The 24,492-nt window shown below is 67.1% G+C and carries 19 protein-coding genes; 6 read left to right on the top strand and 13 right to left on the bottom strand.

Features of this window, described 5'->3' with window-relative positions; genetic code table 11:
- Nucleotides 1-2 precede the first annotated feature (2 nt).
- On the bottom strand, nucleotides 3-887 hold the full coding sequence (locus CEY09_RS16665; RefSeq protein ID WP_088589495.1) for an alpha/beta fold hydrolase: 885 nt from the start codon (nucleotides 885-887) through the stop codon (nucleotides 3-5).
- 17 nt (nucleotides 888-904) lie between these two features.
- Nucleotides 905-1,960 (bottom strand): sugar phosphate isomerase/epimerase family protein, encoded by a 1,056-nt coding sequence (locus tag CEY09_RS16660; RefSeq protein ID WP_088589494.1) that lies wholly within the window; start codon nucleotides 1,958-1,960, stop codon nucleotides 905-907.
- 110 nt (nucleotides 1,961-2,070) lie between these two features.
- On the opposite strand from CEY09_RS16660, the gene CEY09_RS16655 reads away from it, so the two are divergent.
- The gene (locus CEY09_RS16655; protein ID WP_088589627.1) at nucleotides 2,071-2,685 is read left to right on the top strand and encodes a TetR/AcrR family transcriptional regulator; all 615 of its coding nucleotides are present in this window, start codon (nucleotides 2,071-2,073) and stop codon (nucleotides 2,683-2,685) included.
- Between the two features lie 12 nt (nucleotides 2,686-2,697).
- Here the strand turns inward: CEY09_RS16655 and CEY09_RS16650 are convergent, their stop codons facing one another.
- The gene (locus tag CEY09_RS16650) at nucleotides 2,698-3,681 is read right to left on the bottom strand and encodes a Bug family tripartite tricarboxylate transporter substrate binding protein (RefSeq protein WP_006222547.1); all 984 of its coding nucleotides are present in this window, start codon (nucleotides 3,679-3,681) and stop codon (nucleotides 2,698-2,700) included.
- Between the two features lie 87 nt (nucleotides 3,682-3,768).
- On the opposite strand from CEY09_RS16650, the gene acnA reads away from it, so the two are divergent.
- The 3 genes from acnA to CEY09_RS16635 are packed head-to-tail and all read left to right on the top strand — an operon-like array spanning nucleotide 3,769 to nucleotide 8,394.
- Nucleotides 3,769-6,393: an aconitate hydratase AcnA gene (acnA, locus tag CEY09_RS16645; RefSeq protein WP_088589493.1), complete on the top strand. Its 2,625-nt coding sequence runs from the start codon at nucleotides 3,769-3,771 to the stop codon at nucleotides 6,391-6,393.
- Complete coding sequence (locus CEY09_RS16640; protein ID WP_088589492.1) at nucleotides 6,390-7,286, top strand: GntR family transcriptional regulator; 897 nt, start codon at nucleotides 6,390-6,392, stop codon at nucleotides 7,284-7,286. Before acnA ends, CEY09_RS16640 begins: the two co-directional genes overlap by 4 nt.
- Before the next feature lie 52 nt (nucleotides 7,287-7,338).
- Entirely contained in the window at nucleotides 7,339-8,394 is a 1,056-nt protein-coding gene (locus tag CEY09_RS16635) for a lactonase family protein (protein ID WP_088589491.1), read from the top strand.
- A 25-nt stretch (nucleotides 8,395-8,419) separates the two neighbouring features.
- Here CEY09_RS16635 and CEY09_RS16630 read toward each other — a convergent pair whose 3' ends face one another.
- The 3 genes from CEY09_RS16630 to CEY09_RS16620 all read right to left on the bottom strand — a co-directional run bounded on the left by CEY09_RS16630 (nucleotide 8,420) and on the right by CEY09_RS16620 (nucleotide 12,494).
- Nucleotides 8,420-10,894 carry a TonB-dependent receptor gene (locus CEY09_RS16630; protein WP_088589490.1) on the bottom strand — a complete coding sequence of 825 codons (2,475 nt, stop codon included), beginning with the start codon at nucleotides 10,892-10,894 and terminating at the stop codon, nucleotides 8,420-8,422.
- A 98-nt stretch (nucleotides 10,895-10,992) separates the two neighbouring features.
- A complete protein-coding gene (locus CEY09_RS16625) occupies nucleotides 10,993-11,964 on the bottom strand; it encodes a FecR domain-containing protein (RefSeq protein WP_088589489.1) in 972 nt (323 codons plus the stop codon).
- Nucleotides 11,961-12,494: a sigma-70 family RNA polymerase sigma factor gene (locus CEY09_RS16620; RefSeq protein ID WP_377785547.1), complete on the bottom strand. Its 534-nt coding sequence runs from the start codon at nucleotides 12,492-12,494 to the stop codon at nucleotides 11,961-11,963. Before CEY09_RS16620 ends, CEY09_RS16625 begins: the two co-directional genes overlap by 4 nt.
- A 118-nt stretch (nucleotides 12,495-12,612) precedes the next feature.
- Between CEY09_RS16620 and CEY09_RS16615 the strand changes: the two genes are divergently transcribed.
- Nucleotides 12,613-14,274 carry an ATP-binding protein gene (locus CEY09_RS16615; protein WP_234818329.1) on the top strand — a complete coding sequence of 554 codons (1,662 nt, stop codon included), beginning with the start codon at nucleotides 12,613-12,615 and terminating at the stop codon, nucleotides 14,272-14,274.
- A 13-nt stretch (nucleotides 14,275-14,287) separates the two neighbouring features.
- On the opposite strand, the gene CEY09_RS16610 is transcribed toward CEY09_RS16615, so the two are convergent.
- The 4 genes from CEY09_RS16610 to CEY09_RS16595 all read right to left on the bottom strand — a co-directional run bounded on the left by CEY09_RS16610 (nucleotide 14,288) and on the right by CEY09_RS16595 (nucleotide 19,483).
- Nucleotides 14,288-16,750 (bottom strand): TonB-dependent siderophore receptor, encoded by a 2,463-nt coding sequence (locus CEY09_RS16610; protein WP_088589487.1) that lies wholly within the window; start codon nucleotides 16,748-16,750, stop codon nucleotides 14,288-14,290.
- Between the two features lie 138 nt (nucleotides 16,751-16,888).
- Nucleotides 16,889-17,893: a FecR domain-containing protein gene (locus CEY09_RS16605; protein ID WP_088589625.1), complete on the bottom strand. Its 1,005-nt coding sequence runs from the start codon at nucleotides 17,891-17,893 to the stop codon at nucleotides 16,889-16,891.
- Nucleotides 17,894-17,904: 11 nt separating this feature from the next.
- Nucleotides 17,905-18,414 carry a sigma-70 family RNA polymerase sigma factor gene (locus tag CEY09_RS16600; protein ID WP_006222537.1) on the bottom strand — a complete coding sequence of 170 codons (510 nt, stop codon included), beginning with the start codon at nucleotides 18,412-18,414 and terminating at the stop codon, nucleotides 17,905-17,907.
- Between the two features lie 256 nt (nucleotides 18,415-18,670).
- The gene (locus CEY09_RS16595; protein WP_088589486.1) at nucleotides 18,671-19,483 is read right to left on the bottom strand and encodes a LysR family transcriptional regulator; all 813 of its coding nucleotides are present in this window, start codon (nucleotides 19,481-19,483) and stop codon (nucleotides 18,671-18,673) included.
- A gap of 112 nt (nucleotides 19,484-19,595) precedes the next feature.
- Between CEY09_RS16595 and CEY09_RS16590 the strand changes: the two genes are divergently transcribed.
- Nucleotides 19,596-20,330, top strand: a complete 735-nt coding sequence (locus CEY09_RS16590; protein WP_088589485.1) for an SDR family oxidoreductase — start codon at nucleotides 19,596-19,598, stop codon at nucleotides 20,328-20,330.
- 4 nt (nucleotides 20,331-20,334) lie between these two features.
- Here CEY09_RS16590 and fhuE read toward each other — a convergent pair whose 3' ends face one another.
- The 3 genes from fhuE to CEY09_RS16575 all read right to left on the bottom strand — a co-directional run bounded on the left by fhuE (nucleotide 20,335) and on the right by CEY09_RS16575 (nucleotide 24,396).
- Entirely contained in the window at nucleotides 20,335-22,686 is a 2,352-nt protein-coding gene (fhuE, locus tag CEY09_RS16585) for a ferric-rhodotorulic acid/ferric-coprogen receptor FhuE (protein WP_167390090.1), read from the bottom strand.
- A 211-nt stretch (nucleotides 22,687-22,897) separates the two neighbouring features.
- A complete protein-coding gene (locus tag CEY09_RS16580) occupies nucleotides 22,898-23,896 on the bottom strand; it encodes a FecR family protein (protein ID WP_088589483.1) in 999 nt (332 codons plus the stop codon).
- Entirely contained in the window at nucleotides 23,893-24,396 is a 504-nt protein-coding gene (locus CEY09_RS16575) for an RNA polymerase sigma factor (RefSeq protein WP_006222530.1), read from the bottom strand. The genes CEY09_RS16580 and CEY09_RS16575 overlap by 4 nt, the downstream gene beginning before the upstream one ends.
- Nucleotides 24,397-24,492: the final 96 nt, after the last annotated feature.

Here is a 24,492-nt window from a genome sequence, read left to right as displayed (position 1 = left end):
GTTCAACCCTCTTTCGACAGGAAGGCAAGCAGGTGCTCAGAGAACGCCTCATGGCATTCTTCGGTCACGAAATGCCCGCAGTCGTCAATGATGACGCCGGTCAGGTCGGTAGCGTTGTCGCGCATCGTGATCAGCGGCGCGTCCCGGGTCGCGTGTTCCGTGCCGATGGCCAGCGTAGGCATGCGCAAGCGGGTCTTCGAGCGCTCCTGGTTCTGCCGGATGGTCTCGGGAATGGCCCGATAGTAGGCAAAGCCGCTGCGCAATGCGCCCGGCGCCGAATAGGCGTCGATGTAGACGTCCGCGGCGACGCGGTCCCGCCGATGCGACCACTTGTCGAAAATGAAGCTCAGGTAGGCGCGCTCGCGTCCGGTGATCAGCGCTTCCGGCAGGTCTTGCAGCTGATTGAACATGAAATGCCATAGGAAGATGTTCTCTGCCGGCGGCACGAATATCGGCGGCGCAGGCGCCAGGCCGGGGATGACGGCCTCGGTCAGCACCAGCCGGCAGACAGCCTCGGGATAGTCGCTGGCCAGCGCATACGCCACCCACATGCCGATGTCGTGGCCGACGACCTGATAAGCCGCATGCCCCAATTGCTCCATCAAGCGATGCAGGACGCTGGCCACGGCGCCGGTGTCATAGCCTTGGGCCGGACGCCCGGAGTCGCCCGTGCCGGGAGGGTCCACGGCGATGGCGGTATAGCCCGCCTCTGCCAGCGATTTCATGATGTGGCGCCACGTGAACCACGTCTGTGGCCAACCGGGGATCAGCAAGACGGGCGGGCCGTCACCCGCGATGGCGCAATGGATGCGATGGCCGTCGATCAACGGGTACTGATGCGTCACGCCGTCGGCGGCGGTGAAGAAGGATTCGGTTTGATGCGTCATGGTTGAAGGCTCTGCGTTTACGCGATGCCCAGCAGGGCGTGGATCTGTTGCTTGTCGATGGCGGCGCCGGCGAAGTCGTCGAACACCTTGGACGTGACGGGGATGATGTGGCGGTTGATGAATTCCACGCCTTCGCGTGCGCCCGCTTCCTGGTCTTTCAGGCAGCACTCCCATTCCAGCGTGGCCCAGCCCGCATAGTCGTATTGCGCCAGTTTCGAGAAGATCGACTTGAAGTCGACCTGGCCGTCGCCCAGCGAACGGAACCGCCCCGCCCGGTTGATCCACGACTGGTAGCCGCCATAGATGCCTTGCCGGCCCGTGGGATTGAACTCGGCGTCCTTCACATGGAACATGCGGATGTGGTCCTTGTAGATGTCCAGGTATTCCAGGTAGTTCAGCTGCTGCAGGACGAAATGGCTGGGGTCGAACAGCATGGCGCAACGGGCGTGGGCGCCGACGCGTTCGTGGAACATCTCGAACGTGATGCCGTCATGCAGGTCTTCGCTGGGGTGAATCTCGAAGCACAGGTTCACGCCCTGCTCGTCGCAGGCGTCCAGCACCGGCAGCCAGCGGCGGGCCAGTTCATCGAATGCCGTCTCGATCAGGCCCTCGGGCCGTTGCGGGAACGGGAACAGGTACGGCCAGGCCAGCGACCCCGAGAAAGTGCCCATCTCGGTCAAACCCAGCCGCTTCGAAGCGCGGGCCGAATTCAGCAGCCCCTGCTTCGCCCAGGCCGTCCTGGCCTGAGGATTGCCGCGCGCGTGCTCAGGCGCGAAGTTGTCGACCATCGCGTCGTAAGCCGGATGCACGGCCAGCGACTGGCCGAAGATGTGCGTGGTGAGTTCGCTGACGACCAGCCCGTGGGCCGCCAGCGTTCCGGTGACTTCGTCGCAATAGTCCTGGCTGGCCGCCGCCGTTTCCGCATCGAAGAAACGCTTGTCCCAGGCCGGAATCTGCAAAGCCTTGAAACCCACGCCCGCCGCCCATTGCGCGATGGCCGGCAAGCTGTTGAAGGGCGCCGCGGCGTCGCTGAATTGCGCCAGGTGCAGGCTGGGGCCTTTGATCGTCTTCATATCGAATCCTTAATTATTTGTCGATCGACAAAGAATAGGCGATAAATCGTCGCGATGCAAATGCGATGACGGGCGGTACACTGCGTCCAGATCATTTCACCGAGACCGTGATGGCAGGCAGACCCAGAGAATTCGACCGCGACCTAGCGCTTCAGCAAGCCATGCTGGCGTTCTGGAAACAGGGGTATGAGGGCACGTCGATGGCGGATCTGGTGGCGGCGACGGGCCTGGCCTCGGCGCGGCTTTATGCGGCCTTCGGATCCAAGCAGGACCTGTTCCGCGAAGCCGTGGCGCGGTATGAAGCGGGCGACGGCGCGTTTGCGGAAAAAGCGCTCGAGGCCACCGACGGCGTACGCGACGCCATCGAGAAACTGCTGACCGACGCGGTGCTGACCTACACCCGGCGCGGCCGGCCGCAGGGCTGCATGGTGGTCAGCGCCGCCACCAACTACGCGGCCGAAAACGAAGACGTCATGGCATGGCTCACCACGCATCGCAAGGCGCGTACGCAAGGCATCATCGACCGGCTTGAATCCGCCGTGCAAAGCGGCGAACTCAAACCCGGCACGGACGTGCAGGCGTTGGGCGACTACTACGCCGTCGTGCTGCACGGTCTGTCGGTGCAGGCGCGCGACGGCGTGGGCAAAGCGCGCCTGCTGGCGATGATCCCGCCAGCGCTGGGCGCGCTGGATGCGGTGTTGCGCCAGGGGCCGTCCCGGCCCTAGCGCGCACCGATTTCAGTTTTCGGCCGTGATGTGGCCGTCGGCCACGACCTTGGCGAATACCGCCGTCTGCGCCTTGATGAAGGCGCGGAATTCTTCCTGGCTCATGGGCTGCACTTCTCCACCCAGCTCGCGGATGCTGGCCACGAACTTTTCGTCGCGCAAGGCGCGCCCGATGGCGGCCGCGAGCTTTTGCTGGACATCGGCCGGCGTGCCCGCCGCCACGAATACGCCAAACCAGTTCTCCAGCGCGTAGTCCTTTAACGGCGCGTATTCCGCCACGGCGGGAATATCCGGCGCGAACGAGGCGCGCGTGGCCGACGTAACCGCCAGTGGCTTGACCTTGCCGCTCTTGATGAAGGGCAATGCGCCCGCGAGGCTGACGAAGGTCAGGTCCACGCTGCCCGCCGCCACGTCCACCAACTGCGCGGACGCCCCCTTGTACGGCACGTGCACCATCTTGATTCCCGCCAGCGACTGCAGCAGCTCGCCGTTCAGATGCTGCGGATTGCCCACACCGCTGGTCGCGTAGGTCAGCTTGTCCGGGTGGGCCCGGCCGTAGGCCACCAGTTGCTCCACATTGCTGACCGGCAGCTTGGGGTTGGCGACCAGCACGTTCGGCACGCGGGCGACCAGTGCGATCGGCACCAGGTCCTTTTCCGGCTGATATTGCATCTTGCCCTTGAAGACCAGCGGGTTGATGGCGGTTTCGCCCGCCGACCCAAGCAGCATCGTCGACCCATCCGGCGCCGACCGCACCACCGTCTGCGCGCCCAGCATGCCGCTGGCGCCGGGCTTGTTTTCCACCACCACGCCCTGCGGCATTTCGCTGCGCAGGCGTTCGGCCAGCAGGCGGCCCATGCCGTCCACCCCGCCGCCGGCGGCAAACGGCACGATCAAGCTGACCGGCCGGCCGACGTCGGCGGCCTGGACGGAAGGGAGCGGCGCTAAGGCCGTGGCCGCCAGAGCGGCGGCGGCAAGCAATCGGATGGGGGGCATGGTCTGTCTCCTGATCGGCCTGACCGGATGGCGGCCGGGTTTTTACTTAATTGCATTTTATAGATGCAATATGCAAAACTGGCAGCTATGGAAAACACCAATGCCTTGCTGCGCCACGCCCGCTTCACGCTGAACGGGGCCGCCCATACCTGCGTGGACCTGCCCGCCACGTTCGGCGCCGACTATTTCCGCCTGCCCGTCGTGCTGCGCCTGCTGTTGGAAAACGCGCTGCGCAACATGCAGGGCGACGAGCGCGACGCTGCCGTCAACGCCTTGTTCGGCTGGCTGGCGCACGGCACCAGCGAAGCCGAGATCGCCTTCCAGCCCGGCCGGGTGCTGATGCACGACACCACCAGCACGCCCGCGCTGGTGGACATCGCCGCGATGCGCGACGCGCTGGCTGAGGCCGGCGTGGACCCGGCCTTGCTGAACCCGGTGTTGCCGGTGGACGTGTCGGTGGACCATTCGCTGGCCGTCGAGGCCTATGCGCAACCCGATGCCGCCACGCGCAACCTGGACCTGGAATTGCGGCGCAACGCCGAGCGCTACCGCTTCCTGCGCTGGGCCTCCAAGGCGCTGTCGAACGTGCGCATCCATCCGCCCGGCACCGGCATCATGCACACGATCAACCTGGAGCAACTGGCCACCGTGGTCTGCCAAGGCGACGACGGCGCCCTGCATCCCGACATGATGATCGGCACCGACAGCCACACGCCGATGATCAACGGCATCGGCGTACTGGGCTGGGGCGTCGGCGGCCTGGAGGCGCAGACGGTGATGTTCGGCATGCCCACCTTGTTGCGCATACCGGACGTGATCGGCGTGCGCTTGACGGGCGCGTTGGCGGCGGGCGTCACCGCCACCGACCTGGCGTTGACGGTGACGCAACGGCTGCGCGCCATCGACGTCTCGGGCGAGTTCGTTGAATTCTTCGGGCCAGGCGTCAGCACGCTGTCGGCCGGCAGCCGATGCGTGGTGGCGAACATGGCGCCCGAGTACGGCGCCACCACCGGCTACTTTCCGATTGACGGCGAAACGCTTGCCTACCTGCGCCAGACGGGCCGCCCGGAGGCCCACATCGCGCGCGTCGCCGCCTATGCCGAACGCGCCGGCATCGCACTGGATCCCGAGGCCTCGCCGCGCTATACCCGCGTGATCGAGATCGCGCTGGACCGCGTGCAGATGCACGTGGCCGGCCCCAAGCGGCCGCAGGACCTGCACCCCTACGGCCGGACCCGTGCCCTGTTGTCGGCGCTGGACTTCACGCCGGCGGCGAGTGCCGACGGAGGCCTGCCCCGCCATCCCGTCGCCATCGCCGCCATCACCAGTTGCACCAATACGTCGGATCCCCGCCTGTTGATGGCGGCCGGACTCCTGGCCCGCAAGGCGCGCCAGGCGGGCCTGCGCGTGCCGTCCTGGGTCAAGACGTCGCTCGGCCCCGGCTCGCCCGCCGCGGCCGATTACCTGGCCCGCGCCGGACTGCTGGACGATCTGGCCGCGGTCGGTTTCGACATCGTGGGCTACGGTTGCACCACCTGCATCGGCAACTCCGGCCCCCTGCCCGCCGCGGTCCAGGACGCCATGGCGGCCGGCGCGATCCACCCGGTGGCGGTGCTGTCGGGCAACCGTAATTTCACTGGACGCATCCATCCCGATCTGGACCTGGGCTTTCTGATGTCGCCCCCGCTCGTCATCGCCTTCGCGCTGGCCGGGGACGCCGAACGCGATCTCAGCCAGGAACCGGTGCAGACCACGGCCGATGGCCGGGCCGTGCACCTGCGCGACCTGTGGCCGGACGAGGCCGAGATCGACGCCGCGCTGGCCCAAGGCTTGCGGCCGGACGACTTCCGCGCGGCCTTCAAGATCGCCAGCGCCAACCCGGCCTGGCAGGCCCTGCAATCACCGGATACCCCGCGCTTTCCGTGGGACCCCGCCTCCACCGCGCTGCGGCGTCCGCCGTTCGCCTCGATGCAGGCGGCCGGCCAATTGGGCCGCTACGCCGCGCATCCGCTGCTGGTGCTGGGCGACGACGTGACGACCGACCACCTGTCGCCCGCCAGCGCCATTCCGCCGGACAGCCTGATTGCGGACTTCCTCGCGGCGCGCGGCGACGACCGCAATGACCTGAACGTGTTCGCGTCGCGGCGAGGTAATTGGGAAGTGATGATGCGCGCGGCCTTCTACAGCAAGAGCCTGAAGAACCTGCTCTGTCCGGACGCGCCCGTGGGCCACACGCGGCATGCGGGCAGCGGCCGCGTGGAACCGATCTGGGAAGCCGCCGAACACTACCGCCAGGAACAGCAGCCGGTGGTGCTGCTGGCCGGCGCACGCTTCGGCACCGGTTCGTCACGCGACTGGGCGGCCAAAGGGCAGCGCCTCTTGGGCATCCGCGCCGTCCTGGCCGTCAGCTTCGAGCGGATCCACCGGTCCAATCTGATCGGTATGGGCATACTGCCCCTACGCTTGCCAGAAGGCGTCACGCCCGCCACGCTGGGCGTGCAGTCCGGCGACCGCATCGAGATCGACGCACCGGCGGACACGCTGGCACCGCGCATCGCCGTGCCGGTGCGTATCCTGCGGGCGGACGGCCGCATCGACGCGCTGGCCGCCACCGCCGCCGTCGAGACCCAGCTGGAGGTGCGTTTGTTGCGGATGGGAGGCGTCATTCCCGCTATCCTATCGGATACCCTCCAGCCCTCCTCGCCCCCATGAGCGCGCAAACCAATACCGTCACGAAAATCCTGGACCTGATCCGGCAGGACCGCCTGCCCGGCGGCTCGCACCTGACCGCGCAGAAGCTCGCCGACCGGCTGCGGCTGTCGCGGTCTCCGGTCAACGACGCCCTGGGCGTGCTGGAGCAGCACGGCATCGTGGCGCGCAAGCCCAACCGCGGCTACTTCCTGCAGCAAGACTTCGACGCCCTGCCCGAGGCGCACGCCGGCCTGGCGCCGCCGTCCGCGGACGACATCGTGACGCAAAGCTATTTCAAACTGGCCGACGAGCTGCTGCGAGGCGAATTGCCCATGCAATGCAGCGAGGCCCAGTTGCGCGTGCGCTATGCGCTGACCAACGCGCAGACGCAGGCGTTGCTGGCGCGCGTGTCGCAAGAAGGCTGGGCGCAGCGGCGGCCCGGATACGGCTGGGAATTCTCGTCCATGATGACCACGCCCGACAGCCTGCTGCAGTCGTACCGGCTGCGTCTGGCGCTGGAACCGGCGGCCTTGCTGGAGCCGTCGTTCCGCATCGAAAAGGCCGTGATCGAACGATGCCGCGCGGCGGAAAAACATCTGCTGGACGGCGGCATCGCCACCGACACCGCCGACCAGTTGCACGAACGCGGCGTGCGGTTTCACGAGTCGCTGGTGGAAGCGTCCGGCAACCCGTTCTTCATCGACACGATCAAGCGCGTCAACCGCGTCCGCCGGCTGTTGTCCTACCGGTCCATGCAGGACCGCAGCCGCTACCAGCAGCATTGCGACCAGCACCTGGCCATCCTGGACCTATTGGAGCGCGAACGCAACGAAGACGCCGCTGCCGCCCTGTCCAGCCATCTGCGCAGCACGCTGGACAACCTGGCCCGCATCAGCGGCATCCTGATTTCCTAGGCCCGGCGCCTGGCGCGCATGGCCGCTTTCTTTTCAAGCCGAGGATCGTTCCATGCACGTCTATATCGGTTCCCGCACCACGCGGGAACGCCATGCCCGTGGCGAAGGCATCAGCGTTTTCGACTACGCCCAGGAAACCGGCACGCTGACCTTGACGCAAGTCGTCGGCGGCCTGGTCAACCCCTCTTATCTGTTGCCGCATCCGACGCTGCCCGTGCTGTATACGGTGCATGGCGACAGCCATGAAGTCAGCGCCCTGCATCGCGATCCCCGCAGCGGCGCATTGACGCCGTGGCGGCAACAGGGTTGCGAAGGCCGCAACCCCGTGCACCTGGCGCTGGGGCCGTCCGGCCGCTACCTGATGGTGTCGAACCATCTGACGGGCACGCTGGCCGTGCTGCCCGTGGACGGCGACGGCGCGTTGGCGCCGGTGGCCCAGACGGTGCCCCTGTCCGGCGAGCCCGGTCCGCACCGCAAAGAGCAGCCCTTCGCCAAACCGCACTACAACCTGGTGGATCCGTCCGGCCGCTATGTGGTGGTGCCGGACAAGGGCCTGGACCGCGTGTTCCTCTACGCCCTGGAGGATGGCGGAATCAGCGCCGAACCGGCAAACGTCGCCAAAACGCGCGAAGGCGCTGGCCCCCGGCACGCGGCCTTCCACCCCGCCGGCCGCTGGCTCTACGTCGTCAATGAACTGGACAACACGGTGGCCGCCTACACGCTGGCCGCTGGCGCGTTGCAGCCGTTCCAGGTGCTGCCCACGCTGCCCGACACCTATACCGGCAACAGCCGCGCCGCCGGCATTTCGCTAGATGCGCACGGCTGCCACCTGTACGTGTCGAACCGGGGCGACGACAGCATCGCCGTGTTCCGCATCGACCCGGTCAACGGCCGTCTGACGCCCGTACAGCACGCCCCCTCGGGCGGCAAGACGCCGCGCTTTTTCACGCTGTCTCCCGACGGCCGCTTCCTGTTCGCGCTGAACGAAGACAGCGACACGCTGGTGCGTTTTCGCGTGAACGCGCCCGACGGCGCCCTGACGCGCGACGGCTACGAGCTGCGCGTGGGCAGCCCCGTGTGCATGGTGTTCGCCCGCCGCCGCACCTGATGGCCGGGCAGCGGGCAGCCGGCGATCAGAAGTCCATCGACGCCGACAGCATCAGCGTGCGCGGCACGCCCTGCGACACCGTGCCGTAAGACGCCACCCCCGACCAGTACGCGCGATTGGTCACGTTGACGACGTTGGCGCGGAACGTGACGTCCTTGCCCTGGATCTTCGTGGCATAGCGCGCGCCCAGGTCGAACGTCGTCCACGACGGCACCGACTGCGTATTGGCCTGGTTCACGTATTCGCGGCCCGTGTACATCATGCCGCCGGTCAGCGTCAGGCCCGCCACCCACGGCGTATCCCATTCCGCACTGAGGTTGGCCGAGAACTTCGGCACGCCCACTGGCTGGTTGCCAACGGTCGCCGCATTGTTGGTGCGCGTCAGCTCGGCGTTCAGGTACGTGACGCCGCCCAACAGGCGCAGCCCGCGCACGGGTTCGCCGGACAGGTTCAGTTCCAGGCCGCGGTTGCGCTGTTCGCTGTCGGCGCCGTACACGCCATTGGTCAGTTGGCCGCTGGGTTTCGTGATTTCGAACGCGCTGAACGTCAGCATCGCGTCGTCCAGGTCTACCTTCACGCCCACTTCCTTCTGCTTGGCCTTGTAGGGCTTGAACACCTGGCCCGCGTTGGACGCGGTGGCCGGCGCCACATCGCCCTTGCTCAGGCCTTCGATGTAGTTCGCGTACAGCGACACGTTGTTCCAGGGCTTGATGACGAGACCGGCCAGCGGCGTGGTCGCGCTTTCGTCATAACTGACGGTGCGCACGCCGGTCGTGGCGTTGAAGTTGCGCGATTCGATGCGTTGCTGGCGCACGCCCAGCGTCAGCTGCGCGCGCTCGTCCAAGATGCTCATCGTGTCGGCCAGCGCCAGCCCGGAGAGATCCGACGACGACACTTTGGGCACATTGCCCGGCGCCGGGATGTTCTGCTCGGGGCGCGTGATCGGGTGGTAAATGTTGGACGTCAGCGGCGTACCGGACACGCTGGCCTGCAGGTTGCGGTCGCTGTAGAGCGAGCCCATGAAACTGACCGCATGGCGCACCGGCCCGGTATCGAGCTTGGCGCGCAGCCCCGCGTTGTACGTGCTGCGCTCCACCTTGAAACGGAAGTTGTTGGGCGTGACCAGCGTGTCGCCGGCGCTGTTGATGATAGTGGGCGTCTGGTCCGACAGGCGCGACACATCGGTATCCGATCCGCCCGCGTCGGCGAACACCGTCAGGCGGTCGCTGACGTCGTACTCCACCCGCAGCAACGCCGACTGGCCATCCGACTTCCACCACCCCCAGGGCTGCGTCGCATTGCGGCGGCCATCTGCGGCGCGCGGCACGTCGATGCCGGAGGCAATCAGGAACGGACGCGTCGGCGCGTCGACTTTTTCGTTCTGGGTCAGCAGGTCCAGCGATGCGCGCAGGCGCTCGCCCTGATAGTCCAGCGACAGGGCGCCGATGTCGGTGCGCGAATACAGGTTGTCCAGCGGCGTGTCGCCCTGGCGATGCATGCCGTTGACGCGCACGCCCCATTCGCCGTCGTTGCCGAAGCGGCGGCTCAGATCCACCCGGGCACCGAATTGCGAGTCGCCCACGTAGTCAGCGGACACGCGCGTCAGGTCCTGCGGCAGCGAGCGCTTGGGCACCATATTGATCACCCCGCCCACCCCGCTGTTGGGCGACATGCCGTACAGCAAGGCTGCAGGCCCCTTCAGCACTTCAACGCGCTCGATGTAATCGGTGAAGACGTGATAGTTGGGCGCCACGCCGTAGACGCCGTCGAACGCGATCTCGCCCAGGTTGCCTTCACCGATGGGGAATCCACGGATGTAGAAGGAGTCCGTCACGCCGCCGATCTGGCCCGTGAAGCGCACCGAGGGCTCGGCATTCAGCGCGTCCGCCAAGGTTACGGCCTGGCGGTTGGTCAGCAGCTCCGAGGTGTAGCTCGTGACGTTGAACGGCGTATCCATCACGTCGCGATTGCCCAGCAGCCCCAGGCGGCCGCCGCGGGCCACCTGGCCGCCGGCGAATTCGGCCGGCAAGGCAGACGCGCTGACGCCCGACCCGGCGACCGTGATGCTGGGCAGCAGCGTCGCGGCCTCGCCCTCGCCTTGCGGCAGCTTGCGCAGGGAATAGGCGCCCGCCCCCTGTTCGGCCAGGACATAGCCCGACCCGCTCAACAAGCGCGCAAACCCTTCGCGCACCGTGTAGGCGCCCGTCAGGCCTTCGCTTTGCCGGCCCGCCACCAGCGCTGGATCGAACGACAGCGGCACCCCCGCCGCCGCCGCGAATTGGGCCAGCACGTCGCCCAGCGGGCCGCCGGCGATCGCGTAGGACTGGCGCACGGCCGACGTGCCTGGGCCTGCGGCATCGGCAGCGGCGGCAGGCGTGGGCGCCCCCGCCACGGCCAGCAGCATCAACCCCATGCCGGCGGCCTGCAGCATCGCCGCCAGCGGCGACAGGACGGCCTGGCTGCGGGGCAGGCGTGACGAACGGGAGATTCGGGAAACCATGAAACGATCCTTCGTAGGGGACTGGGTGACGCTCGCATGTCGCGACGATTCACCCGGTACACCGGACGAAGCGGAAAAAAGTGTCAACGGATCGGCGATTAGTTTGTAACAGCCGCGCTGGGCGCGACCGTGACCCAGAACGGCGTCACCCGGCTGATCCGCACGGGTAAGGTCTTTTCGAGCAGGCGCAGGCTGCCGTCGGTATCGGCCAGCGGGAAGGCGCCCGAAACCCGTAATCCGGCCACCGCGGGGTCGCAGCGCAGGACGCCCCGCCGATAACGCGCCAGTTCGTCCACCAGGTCGGCCAGCCGCCAGTTGCGCACGGCCAGCATGCCCTGCTCCCACGACGTGGATGCCGCCTCGGCCGTGGCCAGGGGCTCGACCTCGTGGGCGTTGAACACCGTCTGCTGGCCTGCCGGCACCACCACGGCTGCCGCGCCGGCATCTCGCGGCTGGATTTCCACCGACCCGTCGAACACCGCGACGTGGATGCTGGCGCTTTCATCGCGCACCATGAAACGCGTGCCCAACGCGCGGATCGTGCCCTGCGACGTCCGCACGATGAAGGGGCGATGGACGGGCGACGGGTCGCGGCCAGTGGTCAGCAGGATCTCGCCCGCGCGCAGCCACAGCACACGTTGTTCGGGGGTGTAGAGGATGTCGACGGCGCTGGACGTGTTCAGCACCAGGCGGGTGCCGTCGGCCAGCTCCAGGTGACGCTGCTCGCCCGTGGCGGTGCGCACGTCCGCCGCCCATTCGCGCCACGGCAGCGTGCGCCATCCGGCCCAGGCCGCCGGCCCCAGCACCAGCAAGGCGCCCAACGCGCGGATGGCCTGCCGGCGGCCGGGACGGTCCAGACGGCGCAGGGTGTCGCGCCCGATGGCGGGCGGCACCTGACCGAACCCCCGCAGCATGTCCTCCACCCGCTGCCACGCCGCGCCATGCGCGGCGCTGCGGGCCAGCCAACGGTCGAACGCGGCGCGGTCGGCGGCGGAAAGCGTTTCGGATTGGAAGCGCACGAGCCAGCCGGCCGCCTCTTCCAGAATCGCGGGATCGATCACCGCACTCATGCCGCGTGGACCTGATAAGCGATGAGGCAGGCGGTCAGCGCCTTCTGCATGTGCCGCTTGACGGTCGCCAGCGACACGCGCTGCGTCTGTGCAATGTCGGCGTACGCCATGCCGTCGAACTGCGACAGCAGAAAGATCTCGCGCGTCTTGGCCGGCAAGGTCCGCAAGGTAGCGTCGATGACGTGCAGCGTTTCCAGGATCAGCGCCCGCATTTCGGGTGACGGCACTTCCGGTGCGGGCAAATGCGCCACCGCCGCCAGATAAGCATCTTCCACCGCGCGCCGACGCCAATGGTCTACCACCAGCCCCTTCGCGATGTGCGTCAGCAGCGCGCGGGGCTCGGCGCCCACGCCGTCCTTGCGACGGCCGCTCATCAGGCGCACGAAGGTGTCGTGGGCCAAATCCGCGGCGTCGAACGAGTTGCCCAGCTTCTTGCGCAGCCATATCGACAGCCAGCCGTGATGGTCACGATAGAGCGTTGTGACGGTGTCCTGGGTCAGCGAATCGGACGGAGGCAAGGCGCACCTCATGGGGGCATGTAAATGGGAACGATTTCTATTTTATCTTATCCCAGGCCCAGTTCCATCTCCTGCTGCGCAGTCCCCTGTCGGATAAAATCAGTCACCCTCGGCTACCGTCGCAACCGTCATGCAGATCGACTCCTCCATGCCCTCGTTCCTTGCCGGCTGCGGAGAGATGGGCTTGCGGGTCTCCACCTTCAACTGGGCCGCCACGCCGCTCGGGCCCATCACGGCCTGGCCCAGCGCCTTGCGCGTCGCCGCCGGCATGGTGCTGTCCTCCCGGTTCCCCTGCTGCCTGGTCTGGGGCAAGGAACTGATCACGCTGTACAACGACGCCTTCACGCCGATCCTGGGCACCAAGGCCGATGCGTTGGGCCGTCCATTCAGTGAAGTCTGGAGCGAGGCCTGGCCGATGATCGGCCCCATCGCCGACCGTGCATTCGCTGGCGAAGCCACCTTCATCGAAGACTATCCGCTGCAGATCCTGCGGTCGGGCGAGCCCGAAGACGCCACCTTCACCTTCTGCTACAGCCCGGTGCGCGACGAGCGCGGCGTAGTGGTCGGCATGATGGACACCGTCATCGAGACCACCTCGCGGGTCAACGCTGAACGGGCCCAGGCCGAGGCCCTGCTGCAGGCCGAAGACACCTTGCGCCAAAGCCAGAAGATGGAAGCCGTAGGGCAGCTGGCCGGCGGCCTGGCCCATGATTTCAACAACCTGCTGATGGGGATTTCCGGCAGCCTGGAATTGCTGGGCATGCGGTTGGCCCAGCAACGGCACAACGACCTGGAACGTCACATCGAGGTCGCCCAAAGCGGCGCCCGGAAGGCCGCCGCGTTGACCCATCGCCTGCTGGCCTTTTCCCGTCGCCAGCCCCAAGACGCCAAAGCCACCGACATCAATCGGCTGGTCACCGGCATGGAAGACCTGATCCGGCGCAGCATCGGGTCGCGCATCACCCTGGACCTGGCCTGCGAGCCCGGCCTGTGGCCCGCCTGGGTCGATACCCATCAACTGGAGAACGCCCTCCTCAACCTGTGCCTGAATGCGCGCGATGCGATGCCGGGACAAGGCACGCTGGGTGTCTCGACGCGCAACGTCACGCTGGACGCCGCGCAGGCGGGCAGGCGCGGACTGACGCCGGGCGACTACCTGCGGCTGCGCGTCACGGACACGGGCTGCGGGATGGCGGCGGATACGGTGCAGCGCATCTTCGAACCCTTCTTCACGACCAAGGCGGCGGGCGTGGGAACGGGGCTGGGCCTGTCGATGCTGTACAGCTTCGTGCGGCAGTCCCAGGGCCAGGTGCAGGTCAGCTCGCGCCTGGGGCTAGGCACGGCAATGACGCTGTACTTCCCCCGCCACCAGGGCGCAATGGCGTCGCTGGAACAGGCTGCCCTCAAAGCGCCCCCGGCCGCGGCGCACGGGGAAACCATCCTGATCGCGGAGGATGACCCTTCCGTCCTGGCAGTTGCCGCCGAATCCCTGAAAGAGCTGGGCTACACCGTGGCCGAGGCGGCCGACGGCGCCGCGGCCTTGCGCCGCCTGGCCTCGCCCGAACCGCTAGATCTGCTGATCTGCGACCTGGGACTGCCTGGCGGCATCAGCGGCCATCAAGTCGCCGACGCGGCGCGCCGCTTGCGTCCCGGGCTGAAAGTGCTGCTGATGACGGGTTCGGGCCTGAGCGGCGTCGCCGCGTCCGCCGAAGAACCCGCCCTGCCCGTCCTGCCCAAACCCTTTGCGCTGGAAGACCTGGCAAGCCAGGTCCATGCGTTGATGCGCGGCTAAGCCGCGCAGGCCCTTATAGCTTGGGCTCGTAGCGCACCGTCAACATCACATTGCGCGGCTCGCCGTAGTAGTTGTTGCCGGACACCGTGTTGTAGGAAGGCACGTAGTACTTCTTGTCGAACACGTTGTTCAGGTTCAAGGCGAAGCTCAGCTCCGACGTGGCCTGGTACCCAACGCGCGCGTTCCAGACGGTGAACCCGGCCAACTTGAACTCGCGGTCCGAACTGATCGTGTCGGTCTGCGTGTTCACGCCCGCGCCCACGCTGACGCGGTTCATCATGCCCGGCAGCTTGTAGTTGGCCCACAGGCGCAGCATGTGCTTGGGCGTCCAGGTATTGAAGACCGCGCCCTGGTTGTCGGGGTCCGACAGGTACTTGGTGGTGTTGTAGGTGTAGCCGGCGTACAGCTCCAGGCCCTTGACCACTTCGCCCGAGATCTCGGCTTCCAGGCCCTGGCTGCGCACCTTGCCTGACGCGCGCGAGCAATACCAGCCATCGCACGCGAAACCGGCATCGTAGTCGTTGACCGCGCGGTTCTTGTGGTCGTAGCGGAACAGCGCAACGGACGTGTTGACGCGGCCGTCCATCAGTTCGCCCTTCACACCCACTTCGTAGTTGTTGCCTTCGATGGGCTTGAGCAGGCTGCCGTCCAGGCTGCGTTCGGTCTGGGGTTCGAACACGGTGGTGTAGCTGGTGTAGGCAGACCAGTTGTCGGTCAGCGAATAGACCAGGCCGACGTAGGGGATGAACTTGCCCGACGTCGTCGACGTGGTGGTGGTGCCACCGCTGGAATAGCCGTAGTCGAACCAGCCGACGCGTCCGCCGCCTATAAGCGCCAGCGACTCGATGGGTTTGACGCGCCACGTGCCGTAGAGGCCTTTCTGGCGGATATCGTAGCTGCTGCGCGAGTCATAGCCGCTAGTCGCGGCGATGCTGTCGATGTCCTGCCACGGGCGATGGTGATCGATGTCGAACACATTGCCGCCGGACTCCCAGGCGCGCGTGTAACGGTCGGCCGTGGTCAGCTTGGAATAGCTGGCGCCCACCACCACTTCCTGCTCCATGCCCAGCGCGGTGAAGTTGCCGTTGACCGACATGTCCAGCCCGCGCTGCTTGCTCTTGAAGTCCACGCCGAAATTGCCGTAGTCCAGCCCGCTTCCGTCCGGCAGGATCGGGCCGACCGCGCGTTGGTGCACGGTGGTGTTCTTCTCGTTCATGGCGACACCCGCCAGCCGGAATCGCCACGCGTCGTTGAAGCGGTGGGTCACGTCGGCATTGAAGATGGTCTGGTCGTTCTTCGCCCGGTTCCACGTGGACCCGGTAAACGTCGAGCGCGGCAGATCGATGTCGCCGCCGTCCTCGTAGCGGGGATAGCCCACGAACATCGGCCGTGAACGGCTGTAGCGGTTGCTGATGCCGATGCCCACCGTGGTGTTCTCGGTAACGTCATAGTCCAGGGCGGCATACAGATTGCGCGTCTTGTCCCACACGTAGTCGATGGCGGAATGGCTCTGGTCTTCATCCACCACCACGCGGCCGCGCAAGGTGCCCGCCGCGTTCAAGGGGCCGCCGGCGTCCAGCTGCAGGCCATAGTGGTCCCACGACCCGGCCTTGCCGGTGATGACCACCGACGGCTCCGCCCCGCCACGCTTGCGCACCAGGTTGATCGCGCCGCCCGGGCTGCCCGCCCCTTGCAGCAGGCCCGCCGCCCCGCGCAGGATTTCCACGCGGTCGTAGAACACCAGCGAATCCTGCTCCCAGTTGCCCAGGCTGTAGCTGTTGCGCAGCAGCGCCACGCCGTCGTACTGCAGCAAATCCACCGGGAAGCCCCGGGCGTTGATGGCCACGCCCGGCCCCACACCCTGCACGCCCACCATGCCGGCCGTATTGTTGATGGCGTCGGGCAGGCTCGTCATGTCCTGGTCATCCATGCGCTGCCGGGTCAGCACGGTGATGGATTGCGGGATGTCCTTTAAGGCCTGGGTGGTCTTGCCGATGGTGACGGCGGGCGACGTGTACGACGCCGTGCCATCCGTGGTGGCGTTGTAGCTGCCCGTCACGGTCACGGGCGCAAGCGTGGCGGCCTGTCCCGGCGCGGCGGCTTGCCGCAAGCGGAAGCCGCCCTCGGGCCGCGCCACCGCCTGCAAGCCCGTGCCCGCCAGCAACCGCTCAAGCGCCGCGTCCACCGCGTACGTGCCCGCCACCCCATCCGTCCGGGCGCTGGCCGTCAACGCGGGATCGGAGGCCACCATGACGCCGGCCTGCACCCCGAACGCCCCCAGCGCCGCGCTGAGCGGGCCTGCCGGAATGCTGAACGCCACTGCCCGCTGGCCGGTCGTCGCCTGGGCGTACACAGCCGAGGGCCACGGCGCGGCAAGCATGACGGCGGGCAGCGCAAGGCGCAGCGCGGCGCTCAGACGGGTGCGAGGCAAAGTGAAGCGGGCAAGGACCGCGGCGCGGGCAGGACGAGAAGACATGAAGGGATTCCCTGGCTCTTGAAGGATGGCGCAGCCCGGGCGGGGGATCGTCCGGGCTGCTTTCCTTACATGAAGCGCGAGGTCGGGATTTACGCCGTTGCGGTTACAAATTAAATGAGAAGGGTTCCGGTTCCCCGCTCAGGCCAGCCCCACCGTGACCCAATAACGGGTGTAGTGGCGCACCCGCACGGGCAGCACTTCCTGCAGCATGGCCAGTACCTTGTCGCTATCGGCCAGCGGGAACGCGCCCACCACCCGCAAGGCGCCCGCCGCATCGGAACAGCTCAAGACGCCGGGACGATAGCGCCCCAGTTCGCGCAGGAAATCCGACAGGGGCAGTTCATCGGCGATCAGCATCCCGGTCAGCCAGGCGGACGTCGCAGGTTCAAGCGGACCGGAAACAAAGCCGCCCCCGGCCGAATAGTCGGCCTGTTCGCCGGCCGCCACGCGGCGCGGCGCGTCGGCGGGGTCCAGGCCCCGCACATCCACCGCGCCCTCCAAGACGGCCACCCGCAAGCTGCGGCCCCCATCCAGGTCACGCACCAGGAAGCGCGTGCCCACCGGCGTCAGTACGCCGCTGCGGGTGCGCACGGTAAAGGGCCGGCCTTGCTTGTCCTGCGCGGTGGTCACCAGGATCTCGCCTTCCAGCAGCACCAATTCCCGCTGGCTGGCGGTATAGCGCAAGTCGACGGCGCTGCCGGTGTTCAGTTCCAGCAGCGTCCCGTCCGGCAAGGTCAGCGCCCGGCGTTCGCCGGTGCCGGTGCGCAGGTCCGCGGTCAGGCGGCGGATCGCACCGCGTTCGCCCACCGCCCACGCCCCCAGGCCCAGTCCGGCGGCCGACACCATCCAGCGGATCGCATTGCGGCGCGACTGGATCAGCGGCGCCTGCCGCAAGGTGCGCGCGGCCACGCCGTTGCCGACCTCGGCCACGCCCAGGGCGACATCGCGCGTCAGCGCGCTCATGCGCTGCCAGGCCAGTTCATGCGCGGGCTGTGCCTGGCGCCAGCGTTCGAAGCCCGCGCGGTCGGCATCCGTCGCGTCCTCGCGCAGGCGCGCCCACCAGTCGGCGGCCTGGCGAATGACCTTGGGGTCGATCCGCCCGGCGTCCGGGGCATGCGGGCGCAGCAATTTGGCGCTGTCCATCAGGCCGCGGCTCACCCGTAGACAGCCGTGTAGCAATGCACCAGCGCCCGGGCCAGCGACTTCTGCACCGCGTTGGGCGTGAGGCCCAGTTGCTGGCCGATCTCGGCGTAGGACAGGCCGTCGATCTGCGCCATCAGGAAGATGCGGCGGCTTGCCATGGGCAGGCTGTCGAGCAATTCGCAAACCTGTTCCAGCGCTTCCAGGATCAAGGCGCGCGCCTCCACCGACGGCTCCACCGCCACCGGCTGCAACGCCAGCGATTCGGCATAGGCCGTCTCCAGCGCCGCCCGCCGCGCACGGCCGATCAGTAGCCGCGTGGCGATCGTGCGCAGGTAAGCGCGCGGTTCGCTCAGCGGCTCGCGGACGTTGGCCCGGATCAGTCGTTCAAAGGTGTCGTGCGCCACGTCGGCCGCATCGGACGCATTGCCCAGCTTGCGCTGCAGCATGCCCCGCAACCATTGGTGATGGGCCAGATAGACGGTTTGCACCTCGGCGCGAGGGGCGAATGAAGAGGAAGGCATGACGTTGCGCCCCGGCGTCGCCGCCAGATGTCCACACACAATGAAAATGATTCGCAATTATAATTATCTTCGATCCGTTTACAAGAACCACGAATTCGTATTGGGGGAGCAGCATGAGGAGCGACTGCATTACCTTGCGTGTGGGCGCGGACAACGTGTTCGACAAGCGCTATTAGGCATCGGCCGCCGGCGTCAGCGGCGGTTGGCTGAACATGGGCAGCCCGCGCTCGGTATCGCTGTCGGCGCAGTTCGAGTTCTAAACAGGCTCGGCCTGGGGCGCGCGCGCCCGCAACGCCTCGACCAGCGTGGCCAGCACGGGCTTGTCCAGCGCCTGGACTGCGTAGCACAGGCCCACGCGGCGAAACATCTCCAGTTCGCCGATGGGCCGGCCGGCAACGCCCGCCTGGCGCCGCACCAGGGACTCGGGCGCCACGCAGGCGCCCACGCCTGCCGCGGCCAACTCCAGCGCCAGGCGCAAGGACCCGGCATGCGCGGCCGGCGCGCTGGCCGCTGCGCCGTAGTACGGCAGCAGGCGTTGATGGGTCGGATGAGACGGGCACATGATCCACGGCAGCGCGGCATCGCCGGCGCTGCCTTCCGGCACGGCCAGCACGTAGGGGTCGATGGACAGCGTCAGGAACAACTCGTCTTCGCAGCGCTCGTCTTCCGTCGACAGGCGCGCATCGCCCACGCATCCTTCCGAGAGCTTCACGAACAAGGCCGGCACCGCCTGCCGTGCTGCCTGCACGAAGGCGGCTACGTCCTCGCCGGCGATGTCGGCTTCGACGCCGATCTCGATTTCCGCCGCATTCGCACCCTGCCGGAACTGCTGCGTCATGGATTCCGTTTGCGACAGGAGGCGGCGCGCCTGCGGGTACAGGATGCGCGCGTCTTCCGTGACCGACACGCCGCGCGCCTGCCGTTCGAACAGTTGCGTGCCCAACAGGTCTTCCAGGCTCTTGATGGTGCCCGACAAGGCCGGCTGGCTGAGATGCAACCGCCGCGCGGCGCCCGTGATGTTGCGTTCTTCGAAGACGGCGACGAAGGCTTTGAGTTGACGGCTATCCATAAGTTTTCCCGATTGCTGCGAAAAGAATAAACCATTTTTCAGGCGGAGCGTCCCGCCCTAGAATGATTTCCAACCCTTTCGCATACAGAAAACCAATACCTGGAGCCCCACCATGACCCCCCCCACCAAACCGCTCGTCATCATCACCGGCGCCAGTTCCGGCATCGGACTGGCCACCGCTCGCCTCTTCTCGGCTCACGGCCACCCGCTGCTGCTGCTGGCCCGCCGGCTGGAACCGATGCAGGCGTTGAACCTGCCCCACACGCTGACGCGTTCGGTCGACGTGACCGATCGCCAGGCGCTGGCCGCTGCCGTACAGGAAGCCGAGGCGCGTTTCGGCCCCGCGGATGCCATCGTCAACAATGCGGGCGTCATGCTGCTGGGCGACATCACGCGCCAGGACCCGGAGGAATGGAGCCGCATGCTGGACGTGAACATCAAGGGCGTGCTGAACGGCGTGCACGCCGTGGCGGCCGGCATGGCCGAACGCAAGCGCGGCACCATCATCAACATCGGTTCGGTGGCGGGCCGCAAGACCTTCCCCAACCACGTGGCCTATGTGGGCACCAAGTTCGCGGTGCACGGGTTGTCGGAAAACCTGCGTGAAGAACTGTCGGCCCACAACGTGCGCGTGGTCACCATCGCCCCGGGCGCAGTGGAAACCGAGCTGCTCGGCCATACCACCGACGAGAGCATCAAGACGGGCTATGAAGCCTGGAAGGCGGACATGGGTGGCAAAGTGCTGGCCGCCGAAGACGTGGCCAACGCCGTCCACTACGCCTACGCGCAGCCGGACGGCGTCTGCATCCGCGAGATCGTGCTGGCGGCCACCCGCCAGCAGGCCTGACGCCTTAGAACTTCGCGGTCAGGTTCACGAACACGCTTCGCGGTTCGCCGTAATAGACCTGATTCGCCACGCCGCCCAGGTAGTACTTCTTGTCGAACAGGTTGTTCAGGTTCAACTGGGCGGACAAGCGCGAATTGAAGTCGTAGCGCGCCATCAGGTTGTAGATAGCATAGGCCTTCTGCTTGGCGGTGACGGTGCCGCCGCCCGCGCTGACTTCGCTATACGTCGAAATCTGCCAGTTGACGCCGCCGCCCACGGTCAGCTTGCTGAAGTCGCCCGGCAAGCGGTAGGTCGTGAACAACTTGGCCATGGCGCGCGGACGTTCCGGGTTGACGGACACGCCCTGCGCATCGCGGCTGGTGTAGTAAGTGCCGCCGGCATAGGCGTTCCAGCCCGGGGTCAGTTGGCCGCTGACTTCCAGCTCGACGCCCTTGGTGGTGACGCCGTCTGCAGTGGTGTATGCCTGCTCGAACGACCCCGGAACCAGCGCGTCGCCATCCAGCACGGCGACCTTGCTTTGCTTGACCTTGAACAGCGCGATGGAGGTATTCAGCCTGCCATCCAGGTATTCGCCCTTCACGCCCACTTCGTAGTTCTTGCCCTGCACCGGATCCAGGTAATTGCCGTTGCGGTCGCGGTTGTCCTGCGGCTGAAAGATATCGGTGTAGCTGACGTAGGCCGAATAGGTGTCGTTGATGTCGTACACCACGCCGGCGTACGGAATGAACTGGGAATCCTTCTGGTCGCGCGTATCCGACTTGGATTTCCAGGTCGCGTAGCGGCCGCCCGTAATGGCGGTCAGGCCGTCGGCCAGCGACCAGCGGATGGCGCCGTATGCGCCTTCCTGATGGGTGACGGTCGCGCGCAGGCTGGCGTCCGTCCAGGTGGGCTGCGCAAACGATCCGTCCCACTGATAGAAGTTGCCGGTGCTGGCCAGCGAAGCGCTTTCAAACCCGTAGCGATAGAAGTCTTCGCCGTACCGGCTGCGCATGGCACCCACCACGACCTCGTGCTTGCGGCCCAGCAGCGTGAACGGCCCCTTGGCCTGCACGTCCAGCGACGTCTGCTGCGCGTAGGAATTCCAGTAGCCCGGCAGCGCGCGCAGGCCCGTGCCGGTCTCGCGGTCCAGGCTGCCATACAGGTACAGCAGCTTGGCGTCATACTCGCTCTTGCGCTGGGACCAGTCCGCGCGGACTTCCCAATCGTTCTCGAAGCGGTGTTCCAGCGTGGCGAACATCGTCTGGTTGGTCGTGTGCCAATAGGTCCAGTCCGCCGCCGTGGTCTTGGACCGGCGCCAATCGGTGGCCGTGCCGTCGCTGAACACGACAGGCAGGCTGCCCCAGGTGGAACCGCGCGGCCGCTTGTCCTGATAGTCCGCCCCCACGCTCAGCCGCGTGTTCGGTGTCAGGTCCGCGTCGATCACGCCATAGAAGACCTTCTTGTTCGCGTGGTAAAGGTCGATATAGGAATCGCGGCCCTGGTAAAGCGCCACCATCCGCGCGCGCACGGTGCCTTCCTCGTTCAACGGCGTGGACATGTCCACGGTGCCGCGGTACTGGTTCCACGAGCCGAAGCCCGCGCTGACCGAACCCGTGAATTCCTTGCTGTTGGCGTGCTTGCGCACCAGGTTGATCGACGCGCCCGGGTTGCCCGCGCCGCTCATCAGGCCAGTGGCGCCGCGCACCACTTCAATGCGGTCGTAGATGAACGAGTCGTTGTCGGATTCGCCATACATCGACAGGCCAATGGTGGTCGGCACGCCGTCGTACTGCAAGCTGTCGATATAGAACCCGCGCGACCAGAAGTCGGTGCGGTCGGTGTCTTCGCTGACCACCTGCACGCCCACGACGTTGCCCATCACCTCGTCCAGCGAACGCAGGTTCTGGTCGTCAATACGTTGACGCGTCACGACGCTGACGGACTGCGGCGTCTCGCGCAGCGACAGGGTCAAGCCGGTGGCAGCCGACGTGGCCGGCGTGGTGTAGGAACCGGTGCCTTCGGTAACCGCCGGATCCGCACTGCCCATCACCGTCACCGGCGCCAAGCTCGTCACGCCGCCGTCGCGCGTCAGGATGATACTGTCGCCCTGCCAGCGGTAGGCCACGCCCGTGCCCTGCAACAGGGTCCGCAACGCGTCTTCGGGCGCCAGGCTGCCCCGCAGGCCGCGCGCGTTCAGGCCCGCCACCACGTCGGGCGCATAGAACACGCGCACCTTGGTCTGGGCGGCCCATTGCATCAGCGCGTCGCCCAGCGGCTGCGCGGCAATGTCGACCGACACGGCGCCGGACTGGGCGCGCACGGCATCCGGGGCGCCGGCAAGCGCCAGGCCCAGGGCCAGCATCAGGGAGGAAAGCATGAAGCGCGGTGCCGCGCCTGCGCGGCGCGTCGCCGCGGTGGAATGACTGCTTGCGGGATGGGTCACGAATACCTGCTGTTTCGGTTCGACGGAGGGGATTGCGCGCCCGGCAATGGGCGTGCGGCGCATGCGCCTTCCTTCGTAGAACGCCTCAACCGCAGATAAACCTGAATCTCATTCCCATTTATTTTGTAACAGCGCTGGGCGGCGCTCAGTTCGCGTTGATGTCGATGGGCCCGCCGGGCCGTGGCGTCAAGCGCACCGGGGCCACCGCCGGCAAGGCGTCGACCAGCGCCTCGGGGCGGTCCAGCGAGAACGACGCCGACACGCGCAGTCGGCCCGCCTTGTCATCCGCCAAGCGCAGCGGCGTGGCCAGATAGCGGTTCATTTCGCGCACCACCTCGGTGAGCGGCGTGTTCTTGAACACCACCCGCCCATCGCGCCAGGCCGTGGCCGTCTGTACGTCGGCGGGCGCCGGCACGCCGATTGCGCCGCTGCCCGGCACCCGAATACCGTGGCCCGCGCGCAGCACGGCGCGGCCCAGGTTCCACCAGTGCCCGCCTGATACCTGGACCGTGCCGGACTCCACCAGCACGGCCACCTGATCCGCATCGCGGCGCACGTCGAACACCGTGCCCGTCACGCGCACCACGCCGCTACCGGCGTCCACGATGAACGGGCGCGCGGGGTCGGCGCTGACGGTGAAATTGATCTCTCCGCTTTCCAGTTCGACGTCGCGGCGCCCGGCATACAGCTTCACCTGGGCGCGGGTGCCGCCGTTGATCTCAAGGACCGAGCCATCCGGCAGGGTCATCTGGCGGCGCTCGCCACGTTCCGTGCTGACCATCGAGGTGAACGACGGCGCTTCCACGGGCAGGCTCCACCACACGCCCAAGGCCACCGCCGCCGCCCCCGCACAGGCCATCGCCACGCGCAGCACGAACCCGCGCTCGCGGCGCAGTCGCGGGCGCGGGGGCACTGCGCCGCCCAGCAGGCCTTGCACCTGGTCCCGCGACAATCCGGCGGCCGCCGTTCCCAATTGCTGCATGCGGTCGAATTCGCGCGCGGCATCGGGATGGGCGCGGCGCCACCGGGCGAACTCGCGGCGGTCGCGCCGCGTCAGCTCGCCCGAATGCCAGCGCGCGAACCACCACGCGGCGGTGGCCGGCTCGCGCGCTGCGTCGCGGTCGTTCGGAAAAGGCATGCTCATGGATTGTGTTCGCGCAGCCGGTCGCGCACGTGTTCAATGGCGCGCATGACATAGCGCTCGATCATATTCTTGGACAGCCCCATATGCGCTGCCACCTCGGCCTGCGTCCAGCCTTCGATGCGGTTCAGCACGAAGGCCTCGCGGCACTTGGGGGGCAATTCTGCCAGGACTTTGGCCAGATCGTCTGCCAGGCGCGATGCGCGCACCGGCGCGTCCGGGTCGTCCAGGATCAACTGGTCGGCCTCACCCAGCTGGTCCAGCGGTATGTGTTCAGCCCGGTCCTGCCGGCGCCAGCGGTCGATCAGCCGGTGCCCCGCCGCCTGGAACAGGTAGCCGCGCGCCTTCAGCGCAACGCTGGCATCCGCTTTCAGCAGGCGCTCGATGGCGTCATGCGCCGCATCTTCGGCATCGTGCCGGTTGCCGGTGCGCCGGCTCCATACGCCCACCAGCTCGTCGTAATAGGCGAGCCAGCCGGTGCGGGGCGAGGAAGGGCGGGACATGGACCAATCAAGTGGCGGAAAGCGTCAGGGCTGCGAATTTTACAAATAATTCTCATTATCGCAAGCGCACCGTCGCGTGTCCGCCACAACCTTGGC

It is taken from the genome of Achromobacter marplatensis (assembly GCF_002209535.1).
In the GTDB taxonomy this organism is placed as follows: domain Bacteria; phylum Pseudomonadota; class Gammaproteobacteria; order Burkholderiales; family Burkholderiaceae_B; genus Achromobacter; species Achromobacter marplatensis.
This window is presented reverse-complemented; position numbering and strand designations above follow the sequence as displayed.

Coding starts and splice junctions, on each gene's coding strand:
- CEY09_RS16665 (WP_088589495.1), bottom strand. CDS start 887: ATGACGCATCAAACCGAATCCTTCTTCACCGCCGCCGACGGCGTGACG.
- CEY09_RS16660 (WP_088589494.1), bottom strand. CDS start 1,960: ATGAAGACGATCAAAGGCCCCAGCCTGCACCTGGCGCAATTCAGCGAC.
- CEY09_RS16655 (WP_088589627.1), top strand. CDS start 2,071: ATGGCAGGCAGACCCAGAGAATTCGACCGCGACCTAGCGCTTCAGCAA.
- CEY09_RS16650 (WP_006222547.1), bottom strand. CDS start 3,681: ATGCCCCCCATCCGATTGCTTGCCGCCGCCGCTCTGGCGGCCACGGCC.
- acnA (WP_088589493.1), top strand. CDS start 3,769: ATGGAAAACACCAATGCCTTGCTGCGCCACGCCCGCTTCACGCTGAAC.
- CEY09_RS16640 (WP_088589492.1), top strand. CDS start 6,390: ATGAGCGCGCAAACCAATACCGTCACGAAAATCCTGGACCTGATCCGG.
- CEY09_RS16635 (WP_088589491.1), top strand. CDS start 7,339: ATGCACGTCTATATCGGTTCCCGCACCACGCGGGAACGCCATGCCCGT.
- CEY09_RS16630 (WP_088589490.1), bottom strand. CDS start 10,894: ATGGTTTCCCGAATCTCCCGTTCGTCACGCCTGCCCCGCAGCCAGGCC.
- CEY09_RS16625 (WP_088589489.1), bottom strand. CDS start 11,964: ATGAGTGCGGTGATCGATCCCGCGATTCTGGAAGAGGCGGCCGGCTGG.
- CEY09_RS16620 (WP_377785547.1), bottom strand. CDS start 12,494: ATGAGGTGCGCCTTGCCTCCGTCCGATTCGCTGACCCAGGACACCGTC.
- CEY09_RS16615 (WP_234818329.1), top strand. CDS start 12,613: ATGCAGATCGACTCCTCCATGCCCTCGTTCCTTGCCGGCTGCGGAGAG.
- CEY09_RS16610 (WP_088589487.1), bottom strand. CDS start 16,750: ATGTCTTCTCGTCCTGCCCGCGCCGCGGTCCTTGCCCGCTTCACTTTG.
- CEY09_RS16605 (WP_088589625.1), bottom strand. CDS start 17,893: ATGGACAGCGCCAAATTGCTGCGCCCGCATGCCCCGGACGCCGGGCGG.
- CEY09_RS16600 (WP_006222537.1), bottom strand. CDS start 18,414: ATGCCTTCCTCTTCATTCGCCCCTCGCGCCGAGGTGCAAACCGTCTAT.
- CEY09_RS16595 (WP_088589486.1), bottom strand. CDS start 19,483: ATGGATAGCCGTCAACTCAAAGCCTTCGTCGCCGTCTTCGAAGAACGC.
- CEY09_RS16590 (WP_088589485.1), top strand. CDS start 19,596: ATGACCCCCCCCACCAAACCGCTCGTCATCATCACCGGCGCCAGTTCC.
- fhuE (WP_167390090.1), bottom strand. CDS start 22,686: ATGCTTTCCTCCCTGATGCTGGCCCTGGGCCTGGCGCTTGCCGGCGCC.
- CEY09_RS16580 (WP_088589483.1), bottom strand. CDS start 23,896: ATGAGCATGCCTTTTCCGAACGACCGCGACGCAGCGCGCGAGCCGGCC.
- CEY09_RS16575 (WP_006222530.1), bottom strand. CDS start 24,396: ATGTCCCGCCCTTCCTCGCCCCGCACCGGCTGGCTCGCCTATTACGAC.